The organism is Gemmobacter serpentinus, assembly GCF_008973825.1.
Classification (GTDB): Bacteria; Pseudomonadota; Alphaproteobacteria; order Rhodobacterales; family Rhodobacteraceae; genus Gemmobacter; species Gemmobacter serpentinus.
In genome coordinates, this window is the sequence record NZ_WCHR01000020.1 from 87,960 (window position 1) to 106,416 (window position 18,457).

Consider the following 18,457-nt stretch of genomic DNA (forward strand, 5'->3'; position numbering starts at 1 on the left):
TTTTCCGACGGGGGTTACTGCCGCCCCAACCGCTCCGACCCGCCGCCAAGGGCCGGACCTGCGGTCGGATCAACGTATTCCTCCTGATGGCCGATCAGGGTCTCGGTGGTCAGGATCAGACAGGCGACCGAGGCCGCATTGGCCAGAGCCGAACAGGTGACGCGCACCGGATCGACGATGCCGGCCTCGATCATGTCCTGGAAACGGCCCTGTGACGCATCAAAGCCCATGCCATCGCCGGATCGCACGACCTCAGCGATGACCGCATTGGGGTCGCATCCCGCATTCAGCGCGATCCGCGCCAGCGGCCGCGTGAGCACTGATCGCACCAGATCGACCCCCGCCGCCACATCACCCGAGGCCCCGGCCACCACATCGTCAAGCACCGGCGCGGCATGGGCCAGCGCCGAGCCGCCGCCCGGCACCACGCCCTCCTCCACCGCGGCGCGGATCGCATAAAGCGAATCCTCGATCAGCTGGATCTTGCGCTTTTGCTCCACCGGGGTCAGGCCACCGGCATGGATCACCGCCGTGCCGCCCGACAGTTTGGCCAGCCGTTCGCGCAGCTTGTCCTGTTCGATATTGGGCGGGGCGATATCATATTGGCGCTGCACCTGCAGGCGGCGCGCCGTGATCGCACCCGCATCGCCCGCGCCACCGATCACCGTGGTCTGACTGGCCGAGGCCCGGACCTGCCGCGCTGCGCCCAATTGCTCACGCGTGACATTCTCGACCTTGCGGCCCAGATCGCGCGCCAGCACTTCGCCCCCGGTCAAGATTGCCAGATCATCCATCAATGCCTTGCGCCAATGGCCATATTCCGGCGGATGCACGATCAGATATTTGCCCGGAGGCGCGGCCTCCAGCAAGGTCACAACCACTTCGGGCGCGATCTCTTCGGCCACGATCAGCAACGACCGCCCTTCAGCATCGGCAATGGCGCGCGCGCCATCCAGCGCGGACGGCGAGAGGATCTTCTGATCCGTCAGCAGGATCAGCGGCTTGTCCAGCACCGCCTCCATCTCGTCCTGATCGGTGACCATGTGATGCGAGATATAGCCGCGTTCAAAGGACATGCCCTCGATCACTTCCAGCGTGGTCTCCACCGTGACCGAGAAATCGGCGGTGATGATGCCATCCTCGCCCACGCGGGAATGCGCTTCGGCCACGATCGCGCCCAGACGGGGATCGGTCGCCGCAATATTGGCGACGGCAGCCAGCAGACGCGGATTGTCTTTTACCGGCACGGACTGGGCGTGCAGCGTCTCCACCACCTTGGCCACCGCCAGCTCGATCCCGCGGCACAGATCCACGGTCCGGGCACCGCGCTCAGCCTGGGTCACGCCCTGCTGGATCATCGCATTGGCCAGCACGATGGCGGTGGTGGTGCCGTCGCCCGCGACCTCATTGGTCTGCATCGAAACCTCGCGCACCACCTGCGCGCCCATGTTCTCGAAACGGTCGGGCAGTTCGATTTCGGTGGCGATCGACACCCCGTCACGGGTCACCAGCGGTGTGCCCACGGGGCGATCGATCATCGCGTTCAGCCCCTTGGGGCCCAGCGTCGGCTCAACCGCGGCGGCAAGGCGCGCAACCCCGCGCGCCAGCGCCCGGCGGGCCTCGATCGAGTGCAGCAGAAAATTCGGCATCGGGTAATCCTCCCTTGTGACCGGACGCGCAGGGTCGCGCCGGTTTCCCTTCATGGTGGTTGGGTTGGCGTGGCTCAGCCCCGGTGGCCCGGACTGTCCGGGCTGGCCCCATAGGTGCTGGCTGGCTGCTCCCGGGGCGGCACCCGCCCCAGAATGAAATCGATCAGCTCCGGCTCCTCTCCGGAACGGTCGACCTCTTTGTAGCGCGCGGCGGCAAGGCCCCGGCACATGGCGCCGTTGAACTCCATATTGATGCGCAGCGCGCGCAGCCGCATGAGATGATCGCCCAACTCTTCGGACGGCAGCGGATCACCCCGCCAGGTCACGAAAGCCGGATCATCGGGCAGCAGCGCCAGACCGTCCGCAACAAGGATCTCGCGGTAACGCGGCTTTTGCATCGCGGCCTCGGGCTGGTTGCTCAGGTTCAGCGCATCAAACCCGGCAAGTGACAGGCCGGTGATCTGCGCATGGGTCCAGCCCATCGCGATCAAGCCGCGGATCACCGCCTCTTGCCGGCGCAGAAAGGCCTTCTCGCGGAAGGTCTCGCGCAGTTCGGACAGATCCGCCCCGTCGCTCATCTCTGCGAAGACTGCATCAAACGACTGGTCGCCATTGACGGCGGCATTCACCCGCTCGGCATAGCAATGGTCCAGCAGGACAACCCGCGCGGCACAGGCCCAGGACGGGGCAAGTGCCGCCCGGCGAATGCCATCGGCCATCAGAAAGGCGAAGTTCGGCGAACACCAATAGGTCGGCAGGCGAAAGGCGATCTCGACCTCGCCGCGCCGCACCTCCAGCCGTTCGACAAAGCCCATATCGGTGATCGGCTCATCCAGCTCGGGGTCGGTGACGGCGCCAAGACGCCGCCACACTTCCCTTGCCTGCGCACCTTTGATCTGCGGCAGGCCCATGGCTCATTCCGCCGCGATACGGATGGGCGCTTGCGCCAGTTCGGCGCGCTTGGCCGCCACGTCGATATCGTAAAGCCGCGCCGCATTGAGGCCGAGGATCTTCTCCTTGATCTCGTCGGTCAGCTGCACGCCGCGTTCCTGTGCGATATCCTCGGGGATCTGGAAATCCCAGAACTTTTCCACCAGCCATTGCGGCGTCCAGATCGCGTAATCCGACCCGAACAGGATCTTCTCCGGCCCGATCCAGAACAGAAGTTCGGAAATAATCTCGGCAAAGTAGCGCGGGCGCGAATGGATGAAGGGAAGCGCCACGGCGAGGCCGCCATAGACGTTCGACTCCTGGGTCGCGATCCAGCAGAAATCGTCCAGACGCGGCAGGCCGCAATGTTCGATGATCCAGTTCAGGCCGAGGAAATCGGTCGCCGCATCATCCACATCGCCCACCGCAAAGGCATCTTTCGACAGCGGCCGGATGGTCGGGCCTTTATGGACATGGATGTTCTTGATCCCGAGCTTCTCGCAAAGCTCGAAGCACTTATAGGCCGAGGGATCGGTCAGCTTCCAGCCTTTGGAATCCCCGTTCCATTCGGCAGTATACATCTTGACCCCTTTGATATCGAAGGTCTCTTTCATGTAATGGATGTATTCCAGCGCCTTTTCGCCATCGCGTGGATCGAAGGACCCGTTCACGATGAAACGACCGGGGTTAACCTCTGCCAGCTGGGTCGACCGCTCGATGGAGCTGAACCCTTCCTTGTAGAAATCCTTCAGGTAGGTGGACTGGATGATTGCCATGTCATCGGGCCCGTCGATGAACAGATCGCGGTAAACCTGTTCAACCGTCTGCTTCTCGAACTTCTCCTTTTCCCAGAGCTGTTCCTTCGGGCTCAGCCCTGTGTGATAGGCGTAGAAGCAATCGATGAACTGCTTGCCATGCACATTGCGCTGGTTCTCGGGGCTGCCGTTCCAGAAATGGGTGTGGCAGTCCAGCACGAAGATCTCTTTGCCGTCGGGTGTCTTGAACATAAGGGTCCTCCCTGGATTTTGTCTTGGTAAGGGCTGTCGGATGCTGGCCGCGCGTCTGCCTTGCGGGTGCTGCCGCGCGGTGGCAACGGGGTGCCCGAAGGCACCCCGCACGGGCGGTCAGATATAGGCGAAGACCTCGTCCATATCGCCGAACAGGATCACCGTGTTGTCATCGATCCGCACCATGCGCCCGTAATGGGTCGAGGTGTTGACCTCGAAAATCTCGGCCGTCATCTCGCGGCCCAGATATTCGCTGATGTCATCCATCTTGAAGATCAGCTTGCCCTCGCCGTCGATGCGGATGGTGGCCGGGTTATAGGTCACCGTCACCTTCGGGTCCTGATCCATGTATTCGGCGATGGCGCGGGCCTCGACCGAGTCATTCATGGTGACGCCGCATTCATGCGAGATTTCGCGGCTGCTGAGGTCGATGTCCTTCATGGACTTGAAGATATTGCTCTTCGTGCTGTCGCGTGCTGTGCTGGACATGGGTCTCTCCTCTCAGCGGCTCAGGCCGATTTCGCCCAGGATCTGCGCCAGCCGCTCATGCGAGGCGGCCTGTGCATCGGCGAAGGACACGGGTTTGGAATGGGGCTGCGACCAGACAGGTTGCAGCGCGGTCGCGGCGCGGTCGGCCAGATCGCCGTGCTTCTTGACCCAGGACTGGAACAGCGCGCGGTTATGGGCCCCGTGCTTTTCGTCGTGAACCAGCAGGTAGATCAGGTCGATCGTATTGGCGAGATTGCGCTCGTAATCGGCTTCGGCCGCCGAGATCACCGGGGGCGTGATAAAGTCATTATTCGCCGCCGCCGCCTGCATCAAAAAGCCCGAGCGGAACAATTCGCCCACCAGCGGCTCGAAGATCAGGTTGATGGCGAAATACTGCTCCAGATAGTCTTCGGACCCCATGATCGACTCGATCGCCAGGCGGCAGGGCTGCCAGGCCGGATCCTCCAGCCAGGCCTTCTTGCCCAGCTCGTCATCCCAGCCTTCGATATCCATGCCGATCTCGGCCAGATAGAGCGTGATGTCCTGCGCCAGCCGCATCTTGTAGGACGAATTGGTCAGCGTGGCATTGTTGATCATCTGGGTATAGCCATAGCGCTGCGCCTGCATCAGCGAAGTGCCAAGGCCAAACTCGGCATGTTTCCACGCGCCCAGATGCGTCTGCAGAACCTTTTGCCAGACCCTGTCGAACACCAGATGCGCGCCGGCCTTGCGGGCATTGCCGATGACGGCCTGCACCATGGTCTCGATCTTCGACTGGCGCTGATAATGGGTGCGTTCCCATTCCTGATCCGGCGCGCGGAAGGCGTGCCAGTTCGAGGACAGCGCCCTGGTATTGTCCTTGGTATAGGCACCCTTGCCATTGCCGAAGCTGATGATCCAGTCCTGGATCAGATAGCGTTCGGGATCGGGCTGCACGTCAACCGTGACATCCTCGTAATGGGTGGCCCGCTTGCCGCGCGGTTCGAAGTAATTGTATTTGCGGCTGGTCGATCCCGCGAAGATCGCAGAGCCGGCGGCCCCTGATCCGGTAGCGGTGGCTGTTGCTGCCATTGGTCTTTCCTCCCTGGGTGGTTTGGTTCACTCGATGAGCGGTCGGGCCGTGCTAGTGACCCGACGAACCGGACGTCGTGGTGAACTTGTCGTAGAAAATCCGCTCGCTTTCGAAATCGAGCATGAAGAGCGTCGGCGTCAGCGCGTCGATCATCGGCGGCGGACCGCAGGCATAGACATCGCCCTGCCCTTCCAGACCCAGCTCGCGCAGTTTGCGGTCGACCGCCTCATGAACAAAGCCGGTCTCGCCGTTCCAGCCGCTGCCCTCGGGGGCGTGTGACAGGACCGGAATGAATTCGACCGAAGGGTTGGTCGCGGTGATTGCGGCCAGCCGCTCCAGATGGAACAGGTCGTCCTCGGTGCGCGCGCCATAAAAGAAATAGACCGGCCGGTCCTCGCCGCTTTCGATATGGTCATGCAGGATCGACCAGACCGGCGACATGCCCGACCCCGCGCCCACCAGCACCACCGGACCCTCGCGACCCTCGCGGCGGAAACACATGCCATAGGGGCCGGTCACCGTCACTTTTGCTCCGGCCCGGATTCCTCCGCTGTCGAGCTGGTTGGAGAATTTTCCTTCCGGGTATTTCTTGATGATGAAGGAGAGTTTTTGGGTTTCGCTCGGCGGATTTGCCATGGAGAACGAACGCGTGATCGTCTCCCCTTCTTCGGTGGTGACCGTGATGTCGACATACTGACCCGCCCAGAACTTGAGCGGCGCGTTCAGCTCAATCTCGACGCCGCGAATGTCATGCGTGAGTTTCTGGAAATCCGTGATCTGTCCGTCGAACTGTTTGACGGGGATGGATTTCGACAGCACCTCCTCATCGTAGTTCAGAAGGTCGATCGTCAGGTTGTCGAAAGCCTTTGCGCGGCACATCAGGATCTGGCCGGAATCCCGGTCGCCATCATTCAGCGCGAAGGTGGAATATTTCAGCATCTCGACTTCACCGTCGAGCAGCACGCATTTGCAGGCGGAACATTGCCCCTCCTTGCATCCGTGGGGCAGCGCGATCCCCTGGCGGAATGCGGCATCAAGGACGGTTTCGTCTTCCTCGACCTCGAATTCCACGCCCACGGGTTCAAGCCTTACGGTGTAAACCTCTCCCATTCTGTCCGGCCTCCCCGCCGTCAGTCCAGCAACCCAAAGGCTGCCCTCGGTCCATTCTGTTGAAAGACGGGGGCCGGGTCCGGCCCCCGCCCGCCTGCGATCAGTTGCAGGGATTGATGGTGAAGCCCGCCTGATATTCGGCGATATGCTTGGCCCGCGCCTCGGGGGTCATTTCGCGCAGCAGGGTCAGCGGCGACAGCAGGGTATGGCCGCGCACATCGTCCAGCGTCCACATATCCTTGTTGTCAAAGCGCAAATGCGGCTGCGGCACCAGGGTTTTGCCATCGTCACGGACGAAGTTCAGATCCTTGATGGCATCGGCCAGATCCCAACCATGATAGACGGTTTCCCATTCGCGCTTGCCCGAGAACTTGCCCATCGCCGGCGTCGGACGACCCTGATACTCGTTCGAGAAGGCCTCGACGGCGGTCCAGCGGTCCAGCTCATGCGCAAAGGTGTGCAGTTGGCCGTCGATCTCGTCCACCACCATATCCTCGCGGATGAGGCAGGGCACCAGGCAGGACCAGCAGCGATGCGGATAGACGTAGCCGGTTTCCTCGTTGAAGGTGATGACCTTCTGGCCCGGCTTCGACAGTTTGGCATACCATTTCCAGAAGTCGCCGAATTCGGCATACCAGCCCGGATACTTGTGCTCGAACCATTCGAAGTCCTTGTCGGTCTGGGCTTCAATCCGCCAGAAGTTCACCGGCCAGCCGACCGCGAAGAACTGCGCGACCTTGTGCACATAATTCTTCTTGGTGATCCGGTTCCAGGCTTCCTGGACGTCATCGTGATGCACCTTGATGCCGTATTTCTCGAGCGGCAGCATATAGGTGCGGTAGTAGTCTTCGAAGATCCAGCGGTGCCACATCTCCGCGTAGGATTCCTTCTCCTTGTCGCGGTTGGTGGTGCCGTATTCGATCAGCGTGCCAATGGCGGCATCGACGATGGCGTGGTTCTGCCAGAATGCATAGCGCAGGTCGCGTTCCAGCAGCAGGTGGTTCTCCGGCTCTTTCAGCGCGGCCATCAGCAGCGAGTGGCCATTGCCGATATGGCGGCTTTCATCGGATTGCACCGACAGGAACACGGTGGGCAGCGCGTAGTCGCCATTGCGGGCGGCCTCCGACGGCATGGCCACGAAAAGCGTGTTGGTGAAGGCAGTTTCGGCGACCACAGTCAGATACATGCAGGCCGAGGTCATCACGTCGCCGGTGATGAACCCCTCGCCGAACTGGCGACCGATGGTGGTGGCATAGCACTTGCCAAAGGCCTCTTCGGTAATGTCGAAGCCCGCCGGATCGATATAATTCTCCATATACCACTTCTTCAGGTTCATCTGAATGGTGGAATGGCGGAACTCGTCGACCATCTGCATGGTAAAGCCGGTGCGCAGATCCTCACCCGGTGCGATGCGCGCGACCATTGCCATGGAGCGCGCCGCCGAGATTTCCGGGAAGGGGATGATCGCCAAGAACAGCTTCATCCATTCCACCCAACGGGGCTGGACGTTGCGGAACATGTCGCCGCGCAGCGCCGCATCCAGCGCGCCATAGACACGGTTGTCCTTTTCTTCCTGCATCGGGAAGTAGGAGCGCAGCACCTGCTTCATCGGGTCGCGCGGGGCCTTGGCGATCTTGTAATCGGTCGGGAAGGTCGCGGCTTCCTGAACATAGCTGGGGTTCCAGCCAAGGTCCGAGATCTTCTTCGTGGCTTCGCCGACCGAGATCCCGCGCTGCGCGGTGATCTTGTTGAGCGTAAGTTGCGTCATGCCATGAATCTCCTGATGTTGACGGCCTGAACTGGCTTGTTCCGGGCCGGTGGGCGGTTTTTCCGCCCGGGCTTTCCGGCGCAGCCCTTGCAGGCGGCCGGGTCAGGTCACGGCAAAGGTTTCGGGCAACGCGGCCAGAACCCGAGATCGGCAATACATGTCGCGTGCTGCCGTGCTTCGGTGGCCTCGCTTCTCCTCCCATGTCCTTCGTTCTTGTGGGGTCCACCCGGGATCGGGCAGCCGCCTTATTGTGCTGGGGATACATGCAGAACCCGTGCCAGATCGACGAAACGGGATGTATTTTTTGGGATCAGGATCGAGTAAACCAATCAAGTCATTGTATTTTAATAATTTTAATTTCTAGGGAATTTTGGGCGGCATGTGCGGGCACGCCAGAGCGTTGTCCCCGCTGCCGTTGCAAAACGTTACAGCTGTCACGACCGGGCCGAACAGTGTTGCGCAAAACTGTAACGAACGGGCCGTTACACAGGGCCAGCCCCGCTCCGCGCCACGATTCGGTGCCGGAATGGCCCGCGGCAGGTGCGGTAAACCCATGCGGCATTGCAGCATGTAACGCGCATCAGCAACTGTAACGGGCCGCCGGAACGGACCGTTACAAACGTAACAAAAGTTAACGATTTTTCCATTTCAAATCATAATCTTAGGTCCACAAATCTTTGGATGCCGCGCCCCTGCCCTGTTAATCTTGGCGAAGATGCCGGCTGTGCCCGGCCTGTTTGCCGAAGGGCCTTTCCCATGTCGGATCCGATGAATCCCGATCAGACACCTTCCCGCAGCACGGCGGCAGCCATGCTTGCCCGCGCGCCGCAGGATCTGGTCTTCACCATGCGCTTCCTTGGCCAAAGCCAGGAAATTCTGCACAGCCATTTCCGCCGCTTTCTGGAAGATCGGCTGGCCGAAGCCGGGGTCACGGTGGACAGCCATCCCTTGCTGCCCTTCTTTATCGACAGTCACGCGGTAGAGTTGCGCGAATTTGTCGTGACCGGCGTTTCGCTGGCCCGCAGCTTTCGTCTGGGCGAGATCGAGATCCTGACCGGCGATGTCGAAACCCTGATGCGCGTCGATATCTGGGATGCCATCGCCTGCCATATCGACATGGCTGAAACCCGCTTTACCGCTGGTATCCAGCGCGTCGTGGACCGGCTGGAGGCCGATGAGGCCGCCCTGCGCAGAACACCATCATGAGCCGGATCAATGCACCACGCCAGCAGCGGACGCGCCGGGCAGAAAGCCCCAGATCGCAGCCAGATCCTCGCGCATCTCACGATGCGCGGCCGCAAGGATCTGCACCCTGCGCCCCTCGTCCAAGGCCGCAAGCTGTTCCTGCACCGCCGCAGCACCCATGGCCCCCACAAGCGGATGATCGGCCCCCAGAAGGGCCCTGGCAGCCCGGCCAATGGCGGCAAGGAAACGGGTCTCGGGATCGGGCTGCTGCATCGCGGCCTCCTGTCTTCGGGCCCCGGATCGCGGGGCAGAACTCTGACGTATGGGGTGCAGAATGACCAAGGATCCGCGCAGCGCACAAGATATTTTGGCAGATCAGTTCCGCATCACCGCCGATCTGAGCCAGTTGACCGGCACCTATCATCGTCTGTTGCAGCGTCAGGCGGCAACGGCCTTTGCCCGGCAAATGCTGGAGGACCGCCCCGGTCCGGGAGCCTCGAACCCAGGACTTGCCGAGGCCGAAGCCGCCGAGGCGTTTGCCCGGCAAGAGGCCAGCGCGATGGAGGCCCGGATTGCCGATCTGGAACGACACCTTGCTGCCCTTGGGCATGAACTTGCCGCATTGAAATGAGGACCCCGACATGAGCGAAACCGCCACCCGTAAGGCCGCGCCGGATGCGCCCGCCGCATCGCCACAATCCCCCCTGTTCGATCTGTTGGCGCGCAGCTGGCGGCTTGATGTGCCGGTTGCCGAAATCGCCTTTGATGCGGCTGGCAAGGCCGCGGGCTTTGCGATGGAGGATGGCCGGATCGCATTGATGCCGCTCGAGGATGCGGAGTCGCCCCTGCACCGGATGCGGGTCGAGGCCGATAGTGGGCGCAGCACCATCCGCCCGCGCGAAAAGCCCGTGGCGGCACCGATCCTCACGCCGGAACTGGCGCAAGGGTCCGCAATGCTCGCGGTCTCGGGCAGTATCGGGCTTGTGGCCGCGGGGCAGGATGGCCGCATTCATCGTGTGACGCCGAGGGGGCAAGTCATCCCGATGACCGGCAAGCCCAGCCCGATCTTCGCATTGGCCTCGGACGGTCTGGGACGGCTGGCCATCGCCCGCGACGGGTGGGTCGACCTGCATGATGAAGAAGGCATGGCCCGGCAAAGCGGGCTCTTGACGCCGGGCCCCGCCTCCGCCCTCGCCTTCGCACCGGGCGATGGCACGCTGGCGGTGCTATTGCCCGATGAACTGTTTCTTGGGCCGCCGCGACAGGGCTATGACAGTCTGCCGCTGGGTGGCCATGGGCCGCTGGCCTTTTCCACCGATGGCGCATGGCTGGCCGGATCGAACGGCAAGGATGGGTTCTGGCTGTTGCGGCGGGCCGACCGCGCCGTCGCCCGGATCGGCAATTTTCGCGCGCCGCCCGCGGCACTGGCCTTCAACCGCGCTGCGGGGGCGGTGTTCGCCGCGGGGGCATTCCGTGCCGCAGGTTGGGCGCTGGATACGCCGCCGATCGGGAATGAGACCACTGGTGCCCTGAAAACCGGCCAATCCGGTCTGGTGCTGATCGAACGGATCGCAGCCCATCCCACGCGCGACCTGATCGCGCTTGGCACGGCGGATGGCGCGGTCTCCATTGCGCGGGTCGGGCATGGTGCCGAAATGGCGCTGCGACAGGCCGATGGCCATGCGGTGACCGCGCTGCACTGGTCATCGGACGGGCTGCACCTCGCGCTCGGCACGGCAGGCGGCGAGGCCGCGCTGGTCACGCTGCCGCCACAGATCTTCAAGTGACCGCCAAGACCCAGACATGACGAAAGGACAGGATATGACCCAAGCCGCACAGATGCCGCAAACTGCCGAAGATGCCAGCAAGGATGCTTTTTTCGCCCGGATCGCAGAGGTCTCGCAGGAGATGATCGCGGCCCATGGCAAGGATTTCGCCATGGGGACGCTGGTTCTGGCCGCGCGCTGGATCGCCAGCGACAAGATCGGTCCGACCCAGGCGCCACATTAACCTGACGGCATCAACCCGGCAGCGCGCTGGCAGGCCCGGTATCGGTTTCGGACGCGCGGCTCACCAGCGCGCAACGCATCTGATCGAAGATGATATCCCGCGCCGCTGCGGCATAGGCCAGCAGCGGTGCTTCCTCGGCTCCGGCGAGGGCAATTTGCGCCAGATCCTCGGCCAGACCGATGTCGATCAGATGCGCCCAGGCACACAACTCGTGCAGGCGATGCGTCACGAAATCCAGCGCGTCGCGCGCTACCGGATCGTCAGGCCAAAGCGGCGCGGCGGTCTGCCGCCCCCGCCCGAGAGGAGAGCTATGCACCGCAGAGCCCAGCAGGGTCAGCACCGCGCGCCGCCAATGGCCATATTCGCTTTGATCCGAGTGATCGAGGCCGATGCTATACAGCTTTTCCGCCACCAGCCGGAAGGCGCGCCCGCCCGCAATATGGCGACGCCAGAAATCATGTGCCTCATCGGCGCTGCGACAGGTGACAAAGGCCTGCGCCAATTTGCGGCGCAGCAGCAGCGCCAGCACCATATCAACATCCTCCGAGACCGAACGCGCCAGTTGCAGTGCCGGCACCGCAAGACCCGACAGCACCAGCTGGCGCAGGCCGGCCACGGTCTCGATCATGCGCCCGGTCAACAAATGCAGCGCGCAAAGCTGGTCATGGCTGAGCCGCAACCCATCCACCTGCCGCCCCACCCCGGCGGCACGATGCAGGCCGGTAAGCCAGATCAGCGCCTGATCGAACAGGCACAGCCCATCATGGGCGCGGCTGTCTGCGGCGGGCCGATCCGGTGCCTGCAGCGGGCGAAAGCCCGGCAAGGTGCGAATGGTCTGCCCCCAGATCCGGTCAAGATCATGGCCTTGCATCGCCCAGATCTGCCGGATCCGCGCCGCAAGCTGCGGCGACATTTCGCGGTAGAACGCCTCCGGTCCCAACATTGGATCTGCGCGATCAAACCTCACCTTGGATCCTTTTGCAAAGGGGCTATGCCATGCCGATGACCGCACGGCTTGCACAGGGTCAGCGCCAGTCGCTGGGCTTTCGCCAGATCCAGGCCATGGGCCTGTTGCGGCTGACCAATGAGGGGCTGGCCGCCGATCTCGCGCGGCGCGCAGCCGGCAACCCCTTCCTGCGCCTGCGACTTCCAGCCGGGGCGGCCTTTGCCGAATCCGATCTGGCGGCTGAGGATACCGGCGGGCTCTATGCCCATCTGACCGGCCAGTTGCGGCTGATCGCTGCGGCGCGCGCCGATCCGCATCTGACCCATGCGCTTCTGGAGGCGCTGGATCAGAACGGCTGGCTTGACCGCCCGCTGGCCACGATTGCCGCGTCCGTCCAACGTCCCCTTGCCGATGCCGAGGCCTTGCTGGCTGCGCTGCAACAAGGGGTGGAGCCGGTCGGGCTTTTCGCCCGCGATCTGGCCGATTGCCTGCGCCTGCAAGCGGCAGATCGTGACCAGCTGACGCCGGTCATGGCGGCGGTGCTGCGGCATCTGGATCTGCTGACCAATGGCGGCATGGCTACGCTGATCGCAGCCACCGGCGCCACGGCAGAGGAGGTCTCGCTGTGCCTTGCCCGCATCCGCCGGATGGATCCGCGGCCCGGGCTGGCCTTCGGCGGCGCCCCCGCACCGCTGCGGGCACCCGATGTCATCGTGTCGCGCGGCGCGGACGGCTGGCAGATCGGGTTGAATCGCAGCACCTTGCCTGTGCTTGATCTTGCGCCCAAGGGGCCGATCGATGCGGGCCTGCGTGCCCTGCGATCCGAGGCAGAATGGTTGGCCAGCATCGTGGAGCGGCGCAATCGCACCGTGCTGGCGGTCGCCCGCGCCGTGCTGGATCGCCAGCGCGGCTTTCTGGACCATGGGCCGGGGGCGCTGCTGGCGCTCAGCCGCACGCAGATCGCGGCGGGGCTCGGCCTGCATGACAGCACCGTGGGCCGGGTCGCGCGCGACCTGCTGATCGAGACGCCGCAGGGCCTGCGCAGTCTGTGCAGCCTCTTCGGTGGCGGCCCAACCGGGGCCGAGGCGGCAGGGGCTGCCATCCGGCATCGACTGGGCCAGTTGGTGGCGGCTGAACCCCCACAGGCACCGCTGGATGACGCGGCCCTTGCCGCCCGCCTGACCGCCGAGGGCAAGCCGTTGTCGCGCCGCACCGTCGCCAAATACCGCGCCATGCTGGGCATTGCACCTCAGGGCCAGCGACGGCGCTGATCGCGTCGCCTCAGTCACCGAGATGCTTGTAGATCGTGGTCCGCGACATGCCCAGGGCGCGCGCCGCCAGCGTAATATTGCCATCATGGTGTTGAACGCTGGCCCGGATGGTCTGGCACTGGCTTTCCTTCCAGGGGATGCCCGCGCATTGCCGGCAACAGGGCGCAGGCACGGGCTGCACCTGCACAGGCAAGAGCCCGTTCAGATCATGCGGCTCCAACAGGCCATCGGCGCAGGTCAGCACCGCCTGGGTTACACTCGCGCGCAGTTCATGCAGGTTGCCGGGCCAGTCATGCGCGCCCAGCCGGGCCATTGCCGCATCCGATATCCGCGCGCCCGGCCGCACCGCACGGGCAAAGCGCAGCGCCAGCGCCGCCAGATCGCCGCGCTGCCTGAGCGGCGGCAGGTCCAACCGGAAACCTTCCAGCCGGTAACGCAGCGCGGGCAATAACCCCGCCAAGCCATCAGGGTCACTGGTCACGCTGATGACCCGCACATCACAGCAGACCAAGGCACCGCTTTGCGGCTGACGGTATTCGCCCGCATCCAGCACCCCGGCCAGGGCAGCCTGTGCCGAATGGGGCAACGCCGTCACCTCATCCAGCACCAAGGTGCCGCCATGGGCCTGCTGCAACAGGCCCGGCCGCTGGCCATCACCCAGAAGTTGCACCAGATCCGCCTCCGCCAGAAGCCGCCCATCCAGCGTGACCATCGGGCCGGACCGGCCCGATGCACCATGTGCCAGCCGCGCGATCAGCGCCTTGCCCGTGCCGGTCTCGCCACTGATGGCGATTGCCGCGCCCCGCCGTGCCGCATCCGGCAGCGCCTGCAATTGTTGCCAAAGTGCCGGATCCTCGACCACCACGTCGCGAAACAGATTGCGCGCAGGGGCAGCCGGCTCCGCCAATGTCGGCTTCAAGCGCCGCGCCAGCGCGAAACTGGCGCGGTTCGCCACGCAGCGCAGCGACACCGCCGATCCGATCCGGTCGCGAATGCGCAGCGTCTCGCCCTCGGCCAGACGGCGCTGGATGGCGGAAAAGGGTTGTTCAAAGATCCGGTCGAAGTTTTCGCCCAGCAACCGCGGAAAGCCGGTCAGGAACATCTCGCCCTTGCGGTTCACCGCCGTCAGCGTCAGATCCTCGGCCAGAACCAGCATCCCCATCGACAAGGTGCCGAGATATTCGGGGCGCGGATGGAATTGCAGCACGATGCTGCGGTCATGGCGGGCGCGGATCAGGCTGTTCTCGATGCTGGAGGCCGACATCTGCACCAATGCCGCCGTATGCTGCTGCCGCACCGCCGACATGGAGGATGCATCCAGCACCCCGGCCAGCCGCCCTGCTCCATCAAAGATCGGGGCCGAGATGCAGGAGACATCCCCATGCGCCCGCAGGAAATGTTCGCCGCCATAGACCTGCGCCGGGCGTCCGGTTGCGATGCAGACCCCCATCGCATTGGTGCCGCGCAGATCCTCGCTCCAGACCGAGCCGGGCACGACTTGCGCCCCGGCATCGGTCTCGGCGAATTGCGCATCCTGCAGCGTGTCGAGCACCACCCCTTCGGGCGAGCCGAGCGCGATCATGAAGTTGGATCCGGCGATCTGGTCGAACAGCAATTCCAGCTCGGGCCGGGCAAAGCGGATCAGATCGGCGTGCAACTGGCGAGAGACGGTAAACTCGTTTTCCGACAGGATCATTCTGCGCGCACGATCCAGCGGATCCAGCCCATGCGACAGGCTGCGCAGCCAGCTTTCGGTGATATCGCCCGGCAAGGCCCCACCCGGAAACCTGCCTTGCGATTCAAGCTGATGGCGGGCGCGTGTCAGCGCCGAAGTCTGCATCTCCATGGGCTCGGCCCCTCCCCGGACCTTCTCCATTCCCGTGCCCGTTCGGAACCTGCGCCCGCTTACGCCGACGCGTAACACAAAGGCCCTTCCCGTGGCGGTCGCGCCCCCGAACCTGACAAAGCGTATCGGCTGGGCGCCCCCTGTCAATCGCCGCGCATGATTCGCGGCGCGGGTGTTCAGGATCTGGACATCCGCGCCGATGAGATCACGCCGCGCAGCCGATCCGGCCGGAATGTCCAGCGCCTGAACGCCACGAAACCGCACTTCGTCCAGATCGCGAACGGCTGCATCTGCGGCATGGGCTTTCGTTGCACCGGGCCGCACCTGAGCCGAAAACTGCCCCTCACCGCCGAGGAGAGCGGTATCCGAGGAGGTTAGCCAACCATGAAAGCCCAGGTTCTTCATGCCTATGATCCCGCTTTGACCGCGCCTGAATGGGTGCGCGAGACCGAAGTGGCCGATCCCAAGATCATCAAATCGAATGACGTCATCATCCGCATCGGCGGCGCAGGCGTCTGCCGCACCGATCTGCATATCATCGAGGGGGTCTGGCGCCCCCATACCGATCCGACCGGCACCGGGTTGCTGCCGCTGATCATGGGCCATGAGAATGCGGGCTGGATCGAGGAGATCGGCCCCGAGGTCGAGGGCTTCCGCAAGGGCGATCCGGTCATCGTGCATCCCAAGGTCACTGGTGGCACCTGTATTGCCTGCCGCCGTGGCCATGACATGCATGGCGAGGGCAAGTTTCCCGGGCTGGACAGCAACGGTGGATATGCTGAACTGCTGCACACTTCGGCCCGCAATCTGATCGCTTTGCCCAAGACCCTGGCACCGCGCGATGTGGCGCCCTATGCCGATGCCGGGCTGACCGCCTATCGCGCGGCCAAAAAGGCCGCGCAGCAATTGCTGCCCGATCATGCGGCGGTGGTCATCGGCGCGGGCGGGCTTGGCCATATCGGCATTCAGGTCCTGCGCGCGATGTGCGCGGCACGGATCATCGTGGTCGATACCTCTGACGCCTCGCTGTCGCTGGCGGGCGAACATGGTGCCGATCACCTGATCAAAGCCGATGGCGGCGAGGTCGAGGCCGTCTTGGCGCTGACCGGCGGCAAGGGGGCCGAGGCGGTAATCGATTTCGTGGGCGAAAAGGGCACCACGAAAAAGGGCATCGACATGACCCGCGCCATGGGCAGCTATTACGTCGTGGGCTACGGCGAGGATATTCGCGTGCCCACCGTCGACATGGTGATTACCGAAAAGAACATCATCGGCAATCTGGTCGGCACATGGGCCGAACTGACCGAACTGATGGCGCTGGCCGATCGCGGTTTGGTGGAACTGGCCACCAAGCATTACCGCCTGTCGGAAGCCAATCAGGCGCTGCAGGACCTGCATCACGGCAAGATCCGGGGCCGCGCCGTTCTGGTGCCCTGATCCCGCCAGGTCGCCCGCTCTGGCCCGGTGCGGAGCCTGGGCGGGCGACCTTTGACCGCAACCATAAATGATTTCGGGAGGATGTCATGACCACCACCAGAACCCGGCTTCGGCGGGGCGCGCTGGCCAGCACCACGCTGGCAGGAACGGCCTTGATCCTTGGTGCAAGCGGCACCATGGCGCAGGACTATTCCAGATACGGTATCCAGGCCGATACGCCCGGTATCTGCAGCTTTGAAGCCATCGATGCCAAGGATTATTCCGGTCGCACCCTCAATGTGATCACTCATGCGATCCCGGTGATCGGCGAGCCTACGGCACTCCATGCCCAGCAGTTTCAGGAATTGACCGGCGCCACGGTCAATGTCGTGCATGTGCCCTTCGGTGATCTGTTCCAGCGCATCATGATCCCGTTCCAGACCCAGCAATCGGCCTATGATGTGCTGTTCTACGGCTCGCTCTGGCTGGGTGATTTCAACCCCTATCTCGCCGAGGTGCCCGAGGCCTATCAACAGGTCTCCGGGATGCAGGCAGTGACTGAAACCTATCGCGGCGTCGCCAGCTGGGGTGGCAAGATGCTGCAATATACCATGGATGGGGACCGCCATTACCTGAAATATCGCGCCGATGTCTTTGCCAACCCCGAGGCGCAGGCACTGTTCAAGGAAAAGACCGGCCGCGATCTGACCGTGCCCGCCACATGGGAAGAATACAACGAAGTCGCGGCCGTCTTCACCAATACCGATTGGGACAATGACGGCGCGCCGAATTTCGGCACCGCCGAGGTGACCAAACGCGACGATCTGATGTTTTCGGCCTTCATCAGCCGGGTTGCGCCCTATGCGAAACATCCCGATGTGAAGGGCGGCTTCTTCTTTGATCTGGAGACGATGACCCCGCAGGTCAACACCCCCGGCTGGGTGCGTGGGCTGGAGCTGTTCGTGGCGGCGCAAGCCTCGATGCCGCCCGGCGGCACCTCTTTCGGGCTGGGCGACGAGATCTTCTCCTTCGGGGGCGGGCAGACGCTGATGTCCTATAGCTGGGATGATGCCTTCATCCAGGCGATGCAGGAAGACAGCCCGATCCGCAACAAGGTGGCGGCTGCGATGCTGCCCGGCGCGGCAGAGGTCTGGAACCGCGACACCGGCCAATGGGACAAGTTCGACGAACCGAACCGTGTGGCCTATGTCACCTGGGGCTGGACTTCGGCGGTGGCAAAAGACAGCCAGAACCAGGACATGGCCTTCGATTTCCTGTGTTTCTTCGCCAATGAGGGCAATACCGAATCCGATCTGCAGATCGGCCGTTTCGGCATCAACCCTTATCGTGACAGCCATTTTGACCCGGCCTTCTATGAAAGCGCGCTTGGCTGGGACAAGGCGGTGGCCGAAACCTATACCGCGACGCTGAAAGGCATCGACACTGCGCCCAATCAGGTCTTCGACCTGCGCGTGCCGGGTGTGGGCGAGTTCATGTCATCTCTGGCCGCAGGTGTCGCCCGGGCGCAATCAGGCGAACAAAGCCCGCAACAGGCGCTGGATGGCGTGGCCGCAGAATGGACCGCCATTGTGGAGCGTATCGGCCCTGACCGCGTGCGCGAGGCCTATGCCAATGTGGTGGCGCTGGAAGACCGCTGATTGCGGCGGCGGGCTGGACCTTACCGGCCTTTTCCCGCCCCGCCTTGCTGCGCCTTTGTCCCGGCCCTGACACCGGGGCAAAGGCCCTTCCTCCGGAACC

Annotated in this window: 18 protein-coding genes; 8 read left to right on the forward strand and 10 right to left on the reverse strand. The window is 63.6% G+C overall.

What is annotated here, in order from left to right; all coding sequences use genetic code 11:
* Window positions 1-14 precede the first annotated feature (14 nt).
* The 7 genes from groEL to GBJ34_RS13310 all read right to left on the reverse strand — a co-directional run bounded on the left by groEL (window position 15) and on the right by GBJ34_RS13310 (window position 8,025).
* Window positions 15-1,649 (reverse strand): molecular chaperone GroEL, encoded by a 1,635-nt coding sequence (gene groEL, locus GBJ34_RS13280; RefSeq protein ID WP_151719695.1) that lies wholly within the window; start codon window positions 1,647-1,649, stop codon window positions 15-17.
* A gap of 74 nt (window positions 1,650-1,723) precedes the next feature.
* Window positions 1,724-2,560, reverse strand: coding sequence for an iron-sulfur cluster assembly protein (locus tag GBJ34_RS13285; protein ID WP_151719696.1), 837 nt, complete (start codon window positions 2,558-2,560; stop codon window positions 1,724-1,726).
* A 3-nt stretch (window positions 2,561-2,563) separates the two neighbouring features.
* Window positions 2,564-3,586 (reverse strand): amidohydrolase family protein, encoded by a 1,023-nt coding sequence (locus GBJ34_RS13290; RefSeq protein ID WP_151719697.1) that lies wholly within the window; start codon window positions 3,584-3,586, stop codon window positions 2,564-2,566.
* 117 nt (window positions 3,587-3,703) lie between these two features.
* Window positions 3,704-4,075 carry an MmoB/DmpM family protein gene (locus GBJ34_RS13295; RefSeq protein WP_151719698.1) on the reverse strand — a complete coding sequence of 124 codons (372 nt, stop codon included), beginning with the start codon at window positions 4,073-4,075 and terminating at the stop codon, window positions 3,704-3,706.
* Between the two features lie 12 nt (window positions 4,076-4,087).
* Complete coding sequence (locus tag GBJ34_RS13300) at window positions 4,088-5,146, reverse strand: aromatic/alkene monooxygenase hydroxylase subunit beta (protein ID WP_151719699.1); 1,059 nt, start codon at window positions 5,144-5,146, stop codon at window positions 4,088-4,090.
* A gap of 52 nt (window positions 5,147-5,198) precedes the next feature.
* Entirely contained in the window at window positions 5,199-6,257 is a 1,059-nt protein-coding gene (locus GBJ34_RS13305) for an NADH:ubiquinone reductase (Na(+)-transporting) subunit F (protein ID WP_151719700.1), read from the reverse strand.
* Window positions 6,258-6,357: 100 nt separating this feature from the next.
* Window positions 6,358-8,025: an aromatic/alkene/methane monooxygenase hydroxylase/oxygenase subunit alpha gene (locus tag GBJ34_RS13310; protein WP_151719701.1), complete on the reverse strand. Its 1,668-nt coding sequence runs from the start codon at window positions 8,023-8,025 to the stop codon at window positions 6,358-6,360.
* Between the two features lie 756 nt (window positions 8,026-8,781).
* Between GBJ34_RS13310 and GBJ34_RS13315 the strand changes: the two genes are divergently transcribed.
* Window positions 8,782-9,231, forward strand: a complete 450-nt coding sequence (locus tag GBJ34_RS13315) for a hypothetical protein (RefSeq protein ID WP_151719702.1) — start codon at window positions 8,782-8,784, stop codon at window positions 9,229-9,231.
* Between the two features lie 6 nt (window positions 9,232-9,237).
* Here GBJ34_RS13315 and GBJ34_RS13320 read toward each other — a convergent pair whose 3' ends face one another.
* Window positions 9,238-9,483 carry a hypothetical protein gene (locus GBJ34_RS13320; protein WP_151719703.1) on the reverse strand — a complete coding sequence of 82 codons (246 nt, stop codon included), beginning with the start codon at window positions 9,481-9,483 and terminating at the stop codon, window positions 9,238-9,240.
* Between the two features lie 61 nt (window positions 9,484-9,544).
* On the opposite strand from GBJ34_RS13320, the gene GBJ34_RS13325 reads away from it, so the two are divergent.
* The 3 genes from GBJ34_RS13325 to GBJ34_RS13335 are packed head-to-tail and all read left to right on the forward strand — an operon-like array spanning window position 9,545 to window position 11,220.
* Window positions 9,545-9,841, forward strand: a complete 297-nt coding sequence (locus GBJ34_RS13325; protein ID WP_151719704.1) for a hypothetical protein — start codon at window positions 9,545-9,547, stop codon at window positions 9,839-9,841.
* 10 nt (window positions 9,842-9,851) lie between these two features.
* Window positions 9,852-10,997: a WD40 domain-containing protein gene (locus tag GBJ34_RS13330; RefSeq protein WP_151719705.1), complete on the forward strand. Its 1,146-nt coding sequence runs from the start codon at window positions 9,852-9,854 to the stop codon at window positions 10,995-10,997.
* A 16-nt stretch (window positions 10,998-11,013) separates the two neighbouring features.
* Complete coding sequence (locus tag GBJ34_RS13335) at window positions 11,014-11,220, forward strand: hypothetical protein (RefSeq protein WP_226341168.1); 207 nt, start codon at window positions 11,014-11,016, stop codon at window positions 11,218-11,220.
* Between the two features lie 10 nt (window positions 11,221-11,230).
* On the opposite strand, the gene GBJ34_RS13340 is transcribed toward GBJ34_RS13335, so the two are convergent.
* Window positions 11,231-12,163, reverse strand: coding sequence for a hypothetical protein (locus GBJ34_RS13340; RefSeq protein WP_151719706.1), 933 nt, complete (start codon window positions 12,161-12,163; stop codon window positions 11,231-11,233).
* A gap of 53 nt (window positions 12,164-12,216) precedes the next feature.
* Between GBJ34_RS13340 and GBJ34_RS13345 the strand changes: the two genes are divergently transcribed.
* Window positions 12,217-13,437 carry an RNA polymerase factor sigma-54 gene (locus GBJ34_RS13345; protein ID WP_151719707.1) on the forward strand — a complete coding sequence of 407 codons (1,221 nt, stop codon included), beginning with the start codon at window positions 12,217-12,219 and terminating at the stop codon, window positions 13,435-13,437.
* A gap of 10 nt (window positions 13,438-13,447) precedes the next feature.
* Here the strand turns inward: GBJ34_RS13345 and GBJ34_RS13350 are convergent, their stop codons facing one another.
* On the reverse strand, window positions 13,448-15,283 hold the full coding sequence (locus GBJ34_RS13350) for a sigma-54-dependent Fis family transcriptional regulator (protein WP_192931216.1): 1,836 nt from the start codon (window positions 15,281-15,283) through the stop codon (window positions 13,448-13,450).
* Window positions 15,284-15,439: 156 nt separating this feature from the next.
* Here GBJ34_RS13350 and GBJ34_RS20585 point away from each other — a divergent pair, with 156 nt between their 5' ends.
* From GBJ34_RS20585 to GBJ34_RS13360, 3 genes are all read left to right on the forward strand, one after another.
* Window positions 15,440-15,661 (forward strand): hypothetical protein, encoded by a 222-nt coding sequence (locus tag GBJ34_RS20585; RefSeq protein ID WP_192931217.1) that lies wholly within the window; start codon window positions 15,440-15,442, stop codon window positions 15,659-15,661.
* A gap of 6 nt (window positions 15,662-15,667) precedes the next feature.
* On the forward strand, window positions 15,668-16,720 hold the full coding sequence (locus GBJ34_RS13355) for an NAD(P)-dependent alcohol dehydrogenase (RefSeq protein ID WP_151719709.1): 1,053 nt from the start codon (window positions 15,668-15,670) through the stop codon (window positions 16,718-16,720).
* Between the two features lie 86 nt (window positions 16,721-16,806).
* On the forward strand, window positions 16,807-18,357 hold the full coding sequence (locus GBJ34_RS13360; RefSeq protein ID WP_151719710.1) for an ABC transporter substrate-binding protein: 1,551 nt from the start codon (window positions 16,807-16,809) through the stop codon (window positions 18,355-18,357).
* The last annotated feature ends 100 nt before the right edge of the window (window positions 18,358-18,457 follow it).

Bases quoted from the DNA above. Each gene is read 5' to 3' on its own strand.
- groEL (WP_151719695.1), bottom strand. From the start codon at position 1,649: ATGCCGAATTTTCTGCTGCACTCGATCGAGGCCCGCCGGGCGCTGGCG.
- GBJ34_RS13285 (WP_151719696.1), bottom strand. From the start codon at position 2,560: ATGGGCCTGCCGCAGATCAAAGGTGCGCAGGCAAGGGAAGTGTGGCGG.
- GBJ34_RS13290 (WP_151719697.1), bottom strand. From the start codon at position 3,586: ATGTTCAAGACACCCGACGGCAAAGAGATCTTCGTGCTGGACTGCCAC.
- GBJ34_RS13295 (WP_151719698.1), bottom strand. From the start codon at position 4,075: ATGTCCAGCACAGCACGCGACAGCACGAAGAGCAATATCTTCAAGTCC.
- GBJ34_RS13300 (WP_151719699.1), bottom strand. From the start codon at position 5,146: ATGGCAGCAACAGCCACCGCTACCGGATCAGGGGCCGCCGGCTCTGCG.
- GBJ34_RS13305 (WP_151719700.1), bottom strand. From the start codon at position 6,257: ATGGGAGAGGTTTACACCGTAAGGCTTGAACCCGTGGGCGTGGAATTC.
- GBJ34_RS13310 (WP_151719701.1), bottom strand. From the start codon at position 8,025: ATGACGCAACTTACGCTCAACAAGATCACCGCGCAGCGCGGGATCTCG.
- GBJ34_RS13315 (WP_151719702.1), top strand. From the start codon at position 8,782: ATGTCGGATCCGATGAATCCCGATCAGACACCTTCCCGCAGCACGGCG.
- GBJ34_RS13320 (WP_151719703.1), bottom strand. From the start codon at position 9,483: ATGCAGCAGCCCGATCCCGAGACCCGTTTCCTTGCCGCCATTGGCCGG.
- GBJ34_RS13325 (WP_151719704.1), top strand. From the start codon at position 9,545: ATGACCAAGGATCCGCGCAGCGCACAAGATATTTTGGCAGATCAGTTC.
- GBJ34_RS13330 (WP_151719705.1), top strand. From the start codon at position 9,852: ATGAGCGAAACCGCCACCCGTAAGGCCGCGCCGGATGCGCCCGCCGCA.
- GBJ34_RS13335 (WP_226341168.1), top strand. From the start codon at position 11,014: ATGACGAAAGGACAGGATATGACCCAAGCCGCACAGATGCCGCAAACT.
- GBJ34_RS13340 (WP_151719706.1), bottom strand. From the start codon at position 12,163: ATGTTGGGACCGGAGGCGTTCTACCGCGAAATGTCGCCGCAGCTTGCG.
- GBJ34_RS13345 (WP_151719707.1), top strand. From the start codon at position 12,217: ATGCCGATGACCGCACGGCTTGCACAGGGTCAGCGCCAGTCGCTGGGC.
- GBJ34_RS13350 (WP_192931216.1), bottom strand. From the start codon at position 15,283: ATGGAGATGCAGACTTCGGCGCTGACACGCGCCCGCCATCAGCTTGAA.
- GBJ34_RS20585 (WP_192931217.1), top strand. From the start codon at position 15,440: ATGATTCGCGGCGCGGGTGTTCAGGATCTGGACATCCGCGCCGATGAG.
- GBJ34_RS13355 (WP_151719709.1), top strand. From the start codon at position 15,668: ATGAAAGCCCAGGTTCTTCATGCCTATGATCCCGCTTTGACCGCGCCT.
- GBJ34_RS13360 (WP_151719710.1), top strand. From the start codon at position 16,807: ATGACCACCACCAGAACCCGGCTTCGGCGGGGCGCGCTGGCCAGCACC.